Source organism: Sphingomonas sp. CCH9-E2 (genome assembly GCF_001557215.1).
In the GTDB taxonomy this organism is placed as follows: domain Bacteria; phylum Pseudomonadota; class Alphaproteobacteria; order Sphingomonadales; family Sphingomonadaceae; genus Sphingomonas.
The window spans coordinates 1-12,210 of record NZ_LSJM01000167.1; the positions used below are offsets into that span (position 1 = coordinate 1).

Annotated in this window: 13 protein-coding genes and 1 pseudogene; 6 read left to right on the plus strand and 8 right to left on the minus strand. The window is 66.7% G+C overall.

Annotation, left to right across the window (positions count from 1 at the left end; genetic code table 11):
- A pseudogene (locus AX681_RS08585) lies at window positions 1-510 on the minus strand (UDP-glucose/GDP-mannose dehydrogenase family protein); the annotation flags it as partial.
- A gap of 174 nt (window positions 511-684) precedes the next feature.
- Between AX681_RS08585 and cysD the strand changes: the two are divergent.
- From cysD to AX681_RS08600, 3 genes are all read left to right on the plus strand, one after another.
- Window positions 685-1,581: a sulfate adenylyltransferase subunit CysD gene (gene cysD, locus AX681_RS08590; RefSeq protein WP_066658185.1), complete on the plus strand. Its 897-nt coding sequence runs from the start codon at window positions 685-687 to the stop codon at window positions 1,579-1,581.
- A gap of 124 nt (window positions 1,582-1,705) precedes the next feature.
- Window positions 1,706-3,622 (plus strand): sulfate adenylyltransferase subunit CysN, encoded by a 1,917-nt coding sequence (gene cysN, locus AX681_RS08595; protein WP_066658189.1) that lies wholly within the window; start codon window positions 1,706-1,708, stop codon window positions 3,620-3,622.
- A gap of 2 nt (window positions 3,623-3,624) precedes the next feature.
- A complete protein-coding gene (locus AX681_RS08600) occupies window positions 3,625-4,350 on the plus strand; it encodes a 3'(2'),5'-bisphosphate nucleotidase CysQ (RefSeq protein ID WP_066658191.1) in 726 nt (241 codons plus the stop codon).
- On the opposite strand, the gene AX681_RS08605 is transcribed toward AX681_RS08600, so the two are convergent.
- Entirely contained in the window at window positions 4,347-5,372 is a 1,026-nt protein-coding gene (locus tag AX681_RS08605) for an NAD-dependent epimerase/dehydratase family protein (RefSeq protein WP_066658193.1), read from the minus strand. The two genes, AX681_RS08600 and AX681_RS08605, sit on opposite strands and share 4 nt — an antisense overlap.
- A gap of 100 nt (window positions 5,373-5,472) precedes the next feature.
- Here AX681_RS08605 and galU point away from each other — a divergent pair, with 100 nt between their 5' ends.
- A complete protein-coding gene (galU, locus tag AX681_RS08610; RefSeq protein ID WP_066658195.1) occupies window positions 5,473-6,342 on the plus strand; it encodes a UTP--glucose-1-phosphate uridylyltransferase GalU in 870 nt (289 codons plus the stop codon).
- Window positions 6,343-6,640: 298 nt separating this feature from the next.
- On the opposite strand, the gene AX681_RS08615 is transcribed toward galU, so the two are convergent.
- Window positions 6,641-6,877 (minus strand): hypothetical protein, encoded by a 237-nt coding sequence (locus AX681_RS08615; protein ID WP_066658198.1) that lies wholly within the window; start codon window positions 6,875-6,877, stop codon window positions 6,641-6,643.
- A 418-nt stretch (window positions 6,878-7,295) separates the two neighbouring features.
- On the opposite strand from AX681_RS08615, the gene AX681_RS08620 reads away from it, so the two are divergent.
- A complete protein-coding gene (locus AX681_RS08620) occupies window positions 7,296-8,318 on the plus strand; it encodes a M48 family metallopeptidase (RefSeq protein ID WP_066658209.1) in 1,023 nt (340 codons plus the stop codon).
- On the opposite strand, the gene AX681_RS08625 is transcribed toward AX681_RS08620, so the two are convergent.
- From AX681_RS08625 to AX681_RS08640, 4 genes are all read right to left on the minus strand, one after another.
- Entirely contained in the window at window positions 8,308-9,195 is an 888-nt protein-coding gene (locus tag AX681_RS08625) for an alpha/beta fold hydrolase (RefSeq protein ID WP_066658212.1), read from the minus strand. The genes AX681_RS08620 and AX681_RS08625 overlap by 11 nt on opposite strands.
- Before the next feature lie 180 nt (window positions 9,196-9,375).
- A complete protein-coding gene (locus AX681_RS08630) occupies window positions 9,376-10,275 on the minus strand; it encodes a pirin family protein (protein ID WP_066658227.1) in 900 nt (299 codons plus the stop codon).
- Window positions 10,275-10,718, minus strand: coding sequence for an NUDIX hydrolase (locus AX681_RS08635; RefSeq protein ID WP_066658215.1), 444 nt, complete (start codon window positions 10,716-10,718; stop codon window positions 10,275-10,277). The genes AX681_RS08630 and AX681_RS08635 overlap by 1 nt, the downstream gene beginning before the upstream one ends.
- A complete protein-coding gene (locus tag AX681_RS08640; RefSeq protein ID WP_066658218.1) occupies window positions 10,715-11,002 on the minus strand; it encodes a BolA family protein in 288 nt (95 codons plus the stop codon). The genes AX681_RS08635 and AX681_RS08640 overlap by 4 nt, the downstream gene beginning before the upstream one ends.
- A gap of 36 nt (window positions 11,003-11,038) precedes the next feature.
- On the opposite strand from AX681_RS08640, the gene AX681_RS08645 reads away from it, so the two are divergent.
- Window positions 11,039-11,644, plus strand: a complete 606-nt coding sequence (locus tag AX681_RS08645) for a J domain-containing protein (RefSeq protein ID WP_066658221.1) — start codon at window positions 11,039-11,041, stop codon at window positions 11,642-11,644.
- Here AX681_RS08645 and AX681_RS08650 read toward each other — a convergent pair.
- Window positions 11,641-12,210, minus strand: a 570-nt coding sequence (locus tag AX681_RS08650; RefSeq protein ID WP_066682065.1) for a TIGR04222 domain-containing membrane protein, incomplete at its 5' end; no start/stop codon positions are given. The two genes, AX681_RS08645 and AX681_RS08650, sit on opposite strands and share 4 nt — an antisense overlap.

A 12,210-nucleotide genomic window follows, 5' to 3' on the forward strand; every position in this document is an offset into this window, starting at 1 on the left:
GACGACAACGCGGTCGGGCCGCTTGAAGTCGCTGATCGCCGCGCCTTCGCGCAGGAATTCGGGGTTGGAGACGACGGTGATGCCCTTGTCCGGGGCGATGCGCGCGACGATGCGTTCGACTTCGTCGCCGGTGCCGACCGGGACGGTCGATTTGGTGACGATCACCGTCGGGCCATCGACGGCAGCCACGATCTCTTCCGCTGCGGCAAAGACATAGGACAGGTCGGCATGGCCGTCGCCGCGCCGGCTGGGCGTGCCGACCGCGATGAACACGGCGTCCGCGCCCTTGACCCCTTCGGCCAGGTCGGTGGTGAAGGACAGGCGCCCGGCCTTGACGTTCGACGCGACCAGCTCGGCCAAACCGGGCTCATAGATCGGCATGACATTCTGGTGCAGCAGTTCGATCTTGCGCGCGTCCTTGTCGACGCACACCACGTCATGCCCGAAGTCGGAGAAGCACGCCCCGGAAACCAGGCCGACATAGCCCGTGCCGATCATCGCAATACGCACGCTGAGTGTCCCTTTCGTCGCGGCTGTCTGGCCGCCCTATGCACAGGTGGAGCGCGCCATGCGACCCAAAAATGGCGTGGGCAGGGCATGGTGCACCGGGACCGCGTCGCGCTTGAGGGGGGCTAAACAAATACTAGATCGCAGCACGCGGACGTGATCCATAGATGACGGCCCATGACTTCCCTCACACATCTTGCCCGGCTTGAGGCCGAGAGCATCCACATCCTGCGCGAAGTGGTTGCCGAGGCCGAGCGGCCGGTGATGCTCTATTCGGTCGGCAAGGACAGCGCGGTGATGCTGCACCTCGCCAAAAAGGCGTTCTTCCCCGCTCCGCCGCCCTTCCCGCTGCTCCATGTCGATACGACGTGGAAGTTCCAGGCGATGTACGAACTGCGCAATCGCACCGCGCAGGAGGCAGGGATGGAGCTGCTGGTCCATCAGAATCCTGAGGCCAAGGCGCGCGGCATCAACCCGTTCGACCATGGTGGCGTCCACACCGATATGTGGAAGACCGAGGGGCTGAAACAGGCGCTCGACAAGTACGGATTCGACGCGGCATTCGGCGGCGCGCGGCGCGACGAGGAAAAGAGCCGCGCCAAGGAGCGCGTGTTCAGCTTCCGCTCGGCCAGCCACCGCTGGGACCCCAAGGCGCAGCGGCCCGAATTGTGGCGGCTCTACAATGCGCGCAAGGCCAAGGGCGAGAGCATCCGCGCCTTTCCGCTGTCCAACTGGACCGAACTCGACATCTGGCAGTATATCCGCGCCGAGGGGATCGAGATCGTACCCCTCTACTTCGCCGCGCCGCGTCCGACGGTGGTGCGCGACGGCATGCTGCTGATGGTCGATGACGATCGCTTCCCGCTGGATGGCGAAACGCCGGTGATGCGGTCGGTCCGCTTCCGCACGCTCGGCTGCTACCCGCTCACCGGCGCGGTCGAGAGCGAGGCGGCGACGCTCGACGAAGTGATCCAGGAGATGCTGCTGACCACCACCTCCGAACGTCAGGGCCGCGCGATCGATCACGATCAGGCCGCGTCGATGGAGAAGAAGAAGCAGGAGGGGTATTTTTGACCCGCCACGTCATGCGAAGCGTGACGAAGGGTCAACCCCGGCGCAGGCCGGGGCCGCCTGCCGCACGCCGTGCCCTCACGACCGCTAGCGGCCCCGGCCTTCGCCGGGGCGACGGATTGGATCTATGACCGACTCCTCCTATCGCCCCGACGCGCTGATCGCGTCCGACATTTCCGCCTATCTCGAACAGCATCAGTCGAAATCGCTGCTGCGCTTCATCACCTGTGGCTCGGTGGACGACGGCAAATCGACGCTGATCGGGCGGCTGCTCTACGATTCGAAGATGATCTTCGAGGATCAGCTCGCCGCCCTCGAAGCCGATTCGAAGCGGGTGGGGACGCAGGGGCAGGAGATCGACTTCGCCCTGCTCGTCGACGGCCTCGCCGCCGAGCGTGAGCAGGGGATTACGATCGACGTCGCCTATCGCTTTTTCGCGACCGAAAAGCGCAAGTTCATCGTCGCGGACACGCCGGGGCATGAGCAGTACACGCGCAACATGGTCACCGGCGCGTCGACCGCCGACCTGGCCGTCATCCTGATCGACGCGCGCAAGGGCGTGCTCACGCAGACGCGCCGGCACAGCTTCCTCGCGCACCTGATCGGCATCCGCCACATCGTGCTGGCGGTGAACAAGATGGATCTGGTCGGCTATGACCGCGCGACGTTCGACGCGATCGTCGCCGACTATCGCGCCTTCGCCACCAGCATTGGTATTGCCGACTTCACCGCGATCCCGATTTCGGGGTTCAAGGGCGATAACATCACCGGCGCGAGCGCCAACACGCCCTGGTATGCCGGGCCTTCGCTGATCGAGCATCTCGAAACCGTGCCGGTGGGCGGGGAGGGCGATGCGCGCCCGTTCCGCATGCCGGTGCAATGGGTCAATCGTCCCAATCTCGACTTTCGCGGGTTCGCCGGCACGATCGCCAGCGGATCGGTCAAGCCGGGCGACGCGGTGCGCATCCTTCCCTCGGGTCGCACCAGCACCGTCGCGCGGATCGTCACCTATGACGGCGATCTGGCGGAGGCGGGGCGCGACCAGTCGGTGACGCTGACGCTGACGGACGAGGTCGATTGCTCGCGCGGGGACGTGATCGTCGCGGCGGATGCGCCGCCGGAGGTCGCCGACCAGTTCCAGGCGACCATCGTGTGGATGGATCAGGAAGAGCTGCTGCCCGGCCGCGCCTATTGGCTCAAGCTCGGCACGCAGACCGTCAGCGCGACGGTGCAGCCGCCGCGCCACGTCATCTGCGTCAACACCATGGCCGAGCTGAGCGCGAAGACGCTGAACCTCAACGATATCGGCGTGGCGGAGGTCTATACCGACCGCGGGATCGTGTTCGAACCCTATGCCGACAGCCACGACCTGGGCGGCTTCATCCTGATCGACAAGCTGACCAACGCCACCGTCGCGGCGGGCATGCTCAATTTCGCGCTGCGCCGCGCGCAGAATGTCCATTGGCAGGCGCTGGAAATCACCCGCGAGGCGCATGCCGCGCAAAAGGGCCAGCATCCGCGGCTCTTGTGGTTCACCGGCCTGTCCGGGTCGGGCAAGTCGACCATCGCCAATCTGGTCGAGAAGAAGCTGCACGCGCTGGGCAAGCACAGCTTCCTGCTCGACGGCGACAATGTCCGCCACGGCCTCAACAAGGATCTGGGCTTCAGCGACGCCGACCGGATCGAGAATATCCGCCGCGTGGGTGAGGTCGCGAAATTGATGTGCGACGCGGGGCTGATCGTCCTGACCGCCTTCATCTCGCCGTTCCGGGCGGAGCGGGAGATGGTGCGCCGGATGCTGCCCGAAGGCGAGTTCTTCGAGATCTTCGTCGATACCCCGCTGGAAGAGGCGGAGCGTCGCGACGTGAAGGGCCTGTATAAAAAGGCGCGCGCGGGCGAGATTGCCAATTTCACCGGGATCACCAGCCCCTATGAGGCGCCGATGAATCCCGAGATTCGCATCGATACGCAGAGCATGACGCCCGAAGCCGCCGCCGATCTGGTGGTCGAGCATATCCTGGGCATCTGGTCGCCGGTGCTGTGACGATGGTGGATGATGCAGTGCTGGCCCGTCAGGTCGCGGATGCGGCGGCCGATCTGTTGCGCGCGATCCAGGATGATGGCGCGGACGGCGCGCGCGGGGATCGGGAGGCGAATGCGCTGATCCTCGACCTGCTGCGCAGCGCGCGGCCGGACGACCCGATCCTGTCGGAGGAGTCCGCCGACGATCTCGCGCGGTTGCAATCCCGGCGGGTGTGGATTGTCGATCCGCTCGACGGGACGCGGGAATTTGGTGAAGGGCGCGACGATTGGGCCGTCCATATCGGCCTGTCGATCGATGGCGTCGCGGCGGTGGGTGCGGTGGCGCTGCCGCGGCGCGGCGTGACGCTCTGCACCGCCCAGCCGCCGGAACTGCCTCCTGCCGCCACGCCACCGCGCATGCTGGTCAGCCGGACCCGCGCGACGCAGCTGTGCACCGGGGTGGCCGAGGCGATCGGGGCGGAACTGGTCGGCATGGGCTCGGCCGGGGCTAAGGCGATGGCGGTGGTGCTGGGGGAGGCGGAAATCTACCTCCACTCCGGCGGGCAGTATCAGTGGGACAATTGCGCCCCCGCCGCGGTCGCCGCCGCTGCGGGGCTGCACGTCTCGCGGATCGACGGGTCGCCGATCCGCTACAACGACGCCGAGCTGTCGCTCCCCGACCTGCTCATCTGCCGCCGCGAATGGGCGGCGCCGGTGCTCGACCTGGTGGCGAAGAGCGGGGCGGTTTAGGCGGTCTCCGCCGCGACATGCTCGCGGTACCAGCGCACGAATTCCGCCACGCCCCGTTCGACGGGCGTGGTCGGCACGCGGCCGGTGAGGGCGCGGAGCAGAGCGGGTGAGGCTTCGGTGGCGGGGACGTCGCCGGCCTGCATCGGCAGGAAGTTCTTCTTCGCGGTCATGCCCAGCGCCTTTTCCAGCGCGGCGATGTAATCCATCAGCGGGGTCGGCGTGCCGCCGCCGATATTGACGACGCGGAACGGCGCGGCGGGCGACAGGCTGTCATGCGGCCCGACCGGCTCGCTGCCCGGAACTGCCGACACCAGATCGACGATCGAGCGGACGAGGTCGTCGACATAGGTGAAGTCGCGCGCCATCTGGCCGTTGTTGTACACGTCGATCGGCTGGTCGCGCAGCATCGCGTCCGCAAATTTGAACAACGCCATGTCGGGTCGGCCCCAGGGGCCATAGACGGTGAAGAAGCGGAAAAAGGTGGTCGGGATGCCGAACAGATGGGCATAGCTGTGCCCCATCAACTCGGTCGCGCCCTTGGTCGCGGCATAGAGGCTCATCGGCGTCTGCGTCCGCTGCAGCTCGTCGAACGGCATCGCGGTGTTCGCGCCATAGACCGAACTGGTCGATGCGGCGAGGAAGTGACGGACGGGGTGATGTCGCGCCAGCTCCATCAGGTTGAACGTGCCGACGATATTGGTGCCGACATAATCGGCGGGATGGTCGATGCTGTAGCGCACCCCGGCCTGCGCCGCGAGGTGGATGACCGCGTCCGGGGCAAACGCCTTCCACGCATCCGTCAGTGCGGCGCCATCCTCGATCGAGATGCGCGCGAGCTCGAAATTGGCGTGGTTCGACAGGATCGCGTTGCGCCGCTCCTTGAGCGACGGGTCGTAATAGGGGGTGAAATTATCGACCCCCAGCACCTTCGCACCCGACTGGAGCAACAGGCTGGCGGTGTGGAACCCGATAAAGCCCGCAGAGCCGGTGACGAGGACGCGGCGGTTGGTCAGGTCGTTCATCTCGGCTCATTCCCCCTCACGGTTCGCGCGCCGCCTAACCCAAAGCCCGGCCTTGTTCTATGGGCGATGTGCGCTAATGCGACGCGCAGGAGATTTGAGCATGACGATCAAGAAGCTGCGCAAGGCCGTGTTCCCCGTCGGGGGTCTTGGCACCCGGTTCCTGCCCGCCACCAAGGCGATGCCCAAGGAGATGCTGCCGGTCGTCGATCGCCCGCTGATCCAATATGCGGTGGACGAGGCGATCGAGGCGGGGATCGAGCAGATGATCTTCGTCACCGGCCGCGGCAAGAGCGCGATCGAGGATCATTTCGACATCGCGTACGAGCTGGAAGCGACGATGGCGTCGCGCGGCAAGTCGCTCGACATTCTGGAGCCGACGCGGCTCAAGCCCGGTTCGATCGCCTATGTCCGCCAGCAGGAGCCGATGGGGTTGGGTCATGCGGTATGGTGCGCGCGCGACATTGTCGGGGACGAGCCGTTCGCGGTGCTGCTCGCCGACGACTTCATGGTCGGCCAGCCCGGCTGTCTCAAGCAGATGGTGGACGCCTATAACCAGGTGGGCGGTAACCTGATCTGTGCGCAGGAAGTGCCCGAATCGCAGACCGACAAATATGGCGTGATCACCCCGGGCACGCGCGACGGCACGCTGACGCAGGTTCAGGGGCTGGTCGAAAAGCCCAAGCCGGGGACGGCGCCGTCGAACCTGGCGGTGATCGGCCGCTACATCCTTCAGCCCGAAGTGATGCGGGTGCTGGAGACGCAGGAAGCCGGCGCGGGCGGCGAGATCCAGCTGACCGACGCGATGGCGCGGATGATCGGCGATCAGCCGTTCCACGGCGTGACGTTCCAGGGGACGCGCTACGACTGTGGCGACAAGGCGGGCTATGCACAGGCCAATCTCGCGCTGGCGCTGGAGCGTGAGGATATCGGCCCGGCGGTGCTGGAATTTGCGCGCGGGCTGATTCGGTAAGCGCGCTTTCCGTCAGGCGGCACGTCCGTCGGTCGGCGATCGGTCGATGCATGCCATCGCCAACGGCTCGGGCTGCTTCGCGCTCGTGAGGCGCTGAACCGGCAAGCAGTCGATGTGCCGTGCCGAGTGCATCGCCGTGCCCGCGGACGATTCGGTATGTCGCAAATTGTATCAGCGGCACCCAGCAGGGTCGCCGGACTCGATCGCAACAGCGATCGAACCACAGCCCTTGACGACCACAGCGAAAAAAAATGGCGGCCCGAGGGCCGCCATCTCGAAACTCGTCTTGCAGACCAGCTTACGGGCTAGTCGGCTGATCGTCAGCGCTGGTCGCGGCGTAGATGCCGAGGCCAACTGCAACCACCACGAACACGATCAGGAAGGGGAAACCACCGTCCTGCAGGTTCGACTCACCCGCCGGGGTCGCAACGCGTGCTGCCTCAGCCTTCGAAACCGACGCCTGGGGCGCGGCCAGCGCCGGGGTCGTTGCAAGCGAGCAGGCCGCAACGGCCATCATCAACTTTGCCAACCGCATAAATTGCTCCCTCTTCTTATTCTCACGCAGTGTTGTAGCGCGTGCCCTATGCCACAGCCAAAGTTTAAGCTCAACAGGGTAAAACACCCAAATCGAGCAACTCCGGTTGCGACCAGAACGCCATAGTCATTGACCGGTTCCCACTCCCTTGGGCGATTTCGCACCCGCCGAAATGTGTACCGAGCAACAGCCAAGACGGCCTTTGCACGGGAAGGGTTAAGTTTTTGTGGCACTGACGTCAACTCGCAAGGCGTGTAATGCCATTATTCGTCTGAAATTGTGGCGATGAGGCAACGGTTTTCGCCGCAGCGCCGCATTCCCGTCCGCCGGCGTGACGAACACCACTGCCGCAACGGCGTTTCACCGAATCGCGCGGTCCGGCTTTCGACCCGAACCGCGATGGGGCATAAGGCCCGGCATGCGTTGCGGTGTCCGCTTATTCCATCTCCTGCTGATCATGGTGTTGGCCGCATGCGGCACACAAGTTTACGCGCAGGCCGCCGATGATTCAGCGCTGTTCGAAGGGTTCCGGGCCGCCGATATGCGGCTGGCGGAGGCTGGATACCGGCTGAGCACTGCCAATGCCGCGCTGTGCGACCGGCTGGAGCCCGGGCACGGCATCCAGATCCACACGCTCGACCAATATGCGCAGGCGTTGCGTCCGGCAGTGGCGGCGCATTTCCGCTTTGCCGGGGCGCTCGCGGTGGAGGGTGTGGTGGCGGGAAGCCCGGCGGAGCGCGCCGGCGTGCGCGCCGACGACACGATCGTGCGCTTTGGCGACATCCTGATCGCTCCGCAGGCGGACGGGCCGCCGTCTTCGGATCGGCTGGTCGCATTCTGGCGCGGCGTCGCTGCCCTGCCGCCCGGCGCTCCGATTCGCGTCACGCTGCTACGCGGCGGTGCGCCGCTCACGGTTACGATCCAGCCGGTTCCGGCGTGCCGCACCCGCTATGAACTGGCGATCACCTCGGCGCTGGAGGCGAGCGCCAATGGCGAGATGGTTCGGATCAGCTCGGGCTATTACGATGTGTTCGAGGGCGATCTGGTGGTCGTCGCGGTCGCGCATGAGCTGGCGCACAATATCCTGCGGCATCGCGAGCGGCTGAAGGCGGCAGGGGCCGAGTTCGGATTGCTGTCCGGCTTCGGCCGCAACATGGGCTTTTTCCGGCAGGCCGAGCTGCAGGCCGATACGCTGGCGGTGCATCTGCTGGCGCGGGCGGGCTATCCCGCCGATCTCGCCAGCCGCTTCCGCCAGCATCCGGTGGCCAAGGCGCGGTCGGGCATGTTCCAGTCGCCATCGCACCCGCAGTGGCGCGACCGGCTGCGCGTGGCGCTGGCGGAGGAGGCGCGAATCGCCGCGAACGGCCCCGGCGCGCCATTCGTGGCGGAACGCGATTCGCCACTAACCGGAAACTGGCGCCCGCTGGTGCCTAAACCCTGAGCCACTCCCGAATCGCGTCGGTGACCGGCTGGGGCTTTTCCCATGGCACAAAATGCCCGGCATCGACCTTCACCAGCGTGAGATCCGGGATCAGCGCGTCGAGCCCCTCCAGCTGCACCGGCAGCAGTGCCGCGTCGCGCATCCCCCAGATCACCAGTACCGGCATGCGCAGGGGCGGGAAGGGGGCGTCGAGGAAGGCGGGACGGTCGGGCGTCTCGTCCATCGCCGGCACCACGATTGCGCTGGCGCGATACCAGTTGAGCATCGCGGTCATCGCCCCGGGCTGGCTCCATTCGGCAAGGTAATTGGCGCGTTCGGGCGCGACCAGATCGGGATCGACATGCTTGGCGAAGCTGGTGTCGAAGAAACGATCGACCCCCATCGCCGCGATCTGCGCATCAAGCGCCGGGTTGCGGAATGCGCGGATATACTGGCTCGCCGCGCGCTGGCCCATGTCGTCGAACAGCGATTTCTGGAAGACGAAGGGGTGGGGGGCGTTGACGATCACCAGCCGCTCGATCCGGTCGGGATGCTGCAGCGCCGCCATCCACGCGATCGCCCCGCCCCAGTCATGTCCGACCAGCACGAAGCGCTCCTTGCCAAAATGGCTGGCAAGCGCGAGCAGGTCGCTGACCGGCTTGTCGGCTGCGTAATTCTCGACCCCCTCCGGCTTGGACGAGCGGGCAAAGCCGCGCTGGTCCGGGGCGATCACAAAATGGGTCTTCGCCAGCTCCGGGATCTGGTGCCGCCAGGTGCGGTGCGATTCGGGGAAGCCGTGGAGCAGGATGATCGCAGGCGCGGCGGGATCGCCGGCGGTAGCTACGTCAAGCTCCACTCCAGTTGGCAGTGCGATTCGCTGAAGTTCAAAGGCCGACATCGACGCCTCTCCCGCCTTTTTTCGAATATGCGGTTTGTTTCATCCTCTGCCGCGGTGTTCAAGCCAATTCCCACCGTCATCCTGAACTTGTTCCAGCATCCACCGCTCCACCGGCGACGGAGCCGAGGATGGAAGGGTGGATGCTGAAACAAGTTCAGCATGACGGTAGAAAGAACATGATTACGGATAACTCACGGTCTTGGGCACTTCCGGGATCGGGATGAATTCCTTGTCGTCGCCCGGCACCTTGGGGAACAGCCCGGCCTTCCAGTCTTCCTTCGCCTGATTGATCCGGTCGCGGTCGGACGAGACGAAGTTCCACCAGACATGGCGCGGCGTGCTGAACGCCTCGCCCCCGCACAGCATCACCCGGCCGCCGTCGCGTGAGGTGAGGCGCGCGGCAACGCCAGGGCGCAGGACGTAGAGCGTCTGCGGCTCGAGTTCGACGCCGTCTAGGCTGGCCTGGCCGAGCGCGAGATAGACCGCGCGCTCGTCCGCCTCGGCATCGATCGGTACGCTCGCGCGGGGATCGAGCAGGATGTCGGCATAGATGGTCCCGGCATAGGTCGTCGTGGGCGCGGTCTGCCCCCACAGCGATCCCATGATGATCCGCGCCCTGGCCCCGCCGCTGTCGATCACGGGCAGATCGGCCTTGGCGACATGTTCGAAGGCGGGGTCCATCTCCTCGACCCGCTCGGGCAAGGCGAGCCAGGTCTGGATGCCCGACAGCTCCGGCCCGGCGGCGCGCTCGGTAGCGGGCGAGCGCTCCGAATGGACGATGCCGTTGCCGGCGGTCATCAGATTGACCGCCCCCGGCTCGATCGTCGCAAAGGTGCCCAGGCTGTCGCGATGGTCGATCGCGCCGGCAAAGAGATAGGTGACGGTGGCGAGGTTGATATGCGGATGCGGGCGCACATCGATGCCCGTCCCGACCTCAAGATGCGCCGGGCCCATCTGGTCGAAGAAGATGAACGGCCCGACCATGGTGCGCGGGCGCGAGGGGAGGGTGCGGTGCACCTTGAACCCGCCCAGATCGTGGCTGGTCGGGTGGATAGTGTGGATGAACAGGTCCTGCGTCATCAGCATGTCTCCAGCAGCGCCAGCATCGCGCCCAGGTCTTCGGGAAAATAGGGTTCGTCATGCGCGGCGAGTTCGTCGCGCGTGAACCAGCGCCATTCGCGCATCACGCGCTGTTCGAGCGCGGTGTGCGCGCCGCAGTCGATGTCGGTTACCTCGGTGACTACGGCGAAGTAACGCTCGTCGGCGCTGACCGGATCGCCCTCGATCGTCACGAACTCGACTTCGCGCTGCGCCACTTCGGGTCCGCAGTCGAGGTCGAGGCCGGTTTCCTCACGCAGTTCGCGGCGGGCGGCCTCAGCATAGCTTTCGCCGGGGTCGAGCGCGCCACCCGGCGTGCACCAGAAGGGTGGGCGATCGTCGGGGGTGAAGCGGAACAGCAGCACGCGGCCCGCGCGATCGGTCAGCAGGATGCGGGCGGCCGGGCGGGGGCGCCGCGCGCTCACGCCTCCCCCGGCGCGCTCGCGCGGATCGCCATCGCATGGACGCGATCGGTCATCAGGTCGCCGAGCGCGCGGTTGACCAGCCGCTGGCGGTCGAGGCGGGACTTGCCCGCAAAGGCCGCGCTTTCGATCACCACGGTAAAGTGCGATTCGCCGCTGCCATCGTCGCCCATATGTCCGCGATGCTTGGCGCTGTCGTTGATCACATCCAGCCGCGACGGAGCGAGCGCGGCGGTGAGACGGGCGGTGATTTCGGCGGCGACGGGGCCGGTAGCGGTGTCGGTCATCGCGCCTATATAGGCGGTTTTTCCCCCGGAGTCAGAGTGTCCCGCGAAGCCCCCAAAGATCGCCCCAAGGCCCGTTTCCATGGCCGCGTCGAGGCGCCGGGGCGGCTGTGCGCGGAGCCGGGCTGCGCCGAGCCGGGCGAGTTTCGCGCACCCGCGGGACCGGGCGGGCGCAGCGGCGACGGGCCGGGCGCCTATCGCTGGCTGTGCCTTGACCATGTCCGCGCGTTCAACGCAGGCTACAACTTCTTCGCCGGGATGAGCCCGGAGGAAATCCACGCGGCGCAGCGGCCCTATGCCGGGTGGGAAGCCGAATCGCGCGCCTTCACCGCGACCGGCGGGGCAGATCGCCCGCCGCGCTGGGCCGACTTTGCCGATCCGCTCGACGCGATCGGCGCGCGCTTCCGCGCGGCGCGCCCGCAGGAACGCAAGGACGGCAAGCCGCTGTCGGGCAAGGACCGCGAGGCGCTCAAGGCGCTCGACCTCGACCTCGATGCCGATCGCACCGCGCTGCGCCGCCGCTATTCCGACCTGGTCCGGCGCTACCACCCCGATCGCAATGGCGGCGACCGCAGTCACGAGGGCGCGCTGCAAAAGGTGATCGCGGCCTATCAGCAGCTCAAGAGCTCACCCGCTTTCGCCTAACTCCCACAACCGCCGCAACCCCCGCCGCTCCCGCAACCGCCATCGCCACTACCCGAATCGCCGCCGCCGCCGCCATCGCCGCTTCCGGCGCGCAGCTTGTGGAAGGCGTCGAGCTCGGAGCCTGCCAGCACGGCGGTGCCGAACAGCGCGACCGCGAGGCCTGCCTCTTCGGTTTGCGGGGCGCGGCGGATGCGATCGGCGGTCTTGCGCGCCGTGGCCAGTGCCTCGGTCCCGGCGCGGGTGAGGCGGGCGATGCTCCCGGCGCGGATCAGCGCGAGGATTGCGGTGATCACCAGCAGCGCGATCAGAAAGCCGACCGGGCGATCACGTTCGACCCCGATCGCCAGCTTGGTCGCCCCGAACATCAGCAGCATCGCATAGGGCAGCAGCGCCCAATAGCGCAGATTGGCCCGCTCGCTGCGGTCGAGCATCAGCCCGGCGCGCTCCAGGTCGGTCTGGATGCGGGTGGCTTGCGGTCGTACCGCGCGCTCGATCCGGGCCCAGTCGAGCGGGGCGGTGAGCGCCAGCACCCCGGTCTCCGCGGCGGTTGCGGCGTTGCGCGAGAG

What these genes read in the sequence shown, in the direction of transcription:
- cysN (WP_066658189.1), top strand. Translation starts at nt 1,706, where the DNA reads ATGACCGACTCCTCCTATCGCCCCGACGCGCTGATCGCGTCCGACATT.
- AX681_RS08615 (WP_066658198.1), bottom strand. Translation starts at nt 6,877, where the DNA reads ATGCGGTTGGCAAAGTTGATGATGGCCGTTGCGGCCTGCTCGCTTGCA.
- galU (WP_066658195.1), top strand. Translation starts at nt 5,473, where the DNA reads ATGACGATCAAGAAGCTGCGCAAGGCCGTGTTCCCCGTCGGGGGTCTT.
- AX681_RS08625 (WP_066658212.1), bottom strand. Translation starts at nt 9,195, where the DNA reads ATGTCGGCCTTTGAACTTCAGCGAATCGCACTGCCAACTGGAGTGGAG.
- AX681_RS08630 (WP_066658227.1), bottom strand. Translation starts at nt 10,275, where the DNA reads ATGACGCAGGACCTGTTCATCCACACTATCCACCCGACCAGCCACGAT.
- AX681_RS08605 (WP_066658193.1), bottom strand. Translation starts at nt 5,372, where the DNA reads ATGAACGACCTGACCAACCGCCGCGTCCTCGTCACCGGCTCTGCGGGC.
- AX681_RS08640 (WP_066658218.1), bottom strand. Translation starts at nt 11,002, where the DNA reads ATGACCGACACCGCTACCGGCCCCGTCGCCGCCGAAATCACCGCCCGT.
- AX681_RS08600 (WP_066658191.1), top strand. Translation starts at nt 3,625, where the DNA reads ATGGTGGATGATGCAGTGCTGGCCCGTCAGGTCGCGGATGCGGCGGCC.
- cysD (WP_066658185.1), top strand. Translation starts at nt 685, where the DNA reads ATGACTTCCCTCACACATCTTGCCCGGCTTGAGGCCGAGAGCATCCAC.
- AX681_RS08620 (WP_066658209.1), top strand. Translation starts at nt 7,296, where the DNA reads ATGCGTTGCGGTGTCCGCTTATTCCATCTCCTGCTGATCATGGTGTTG.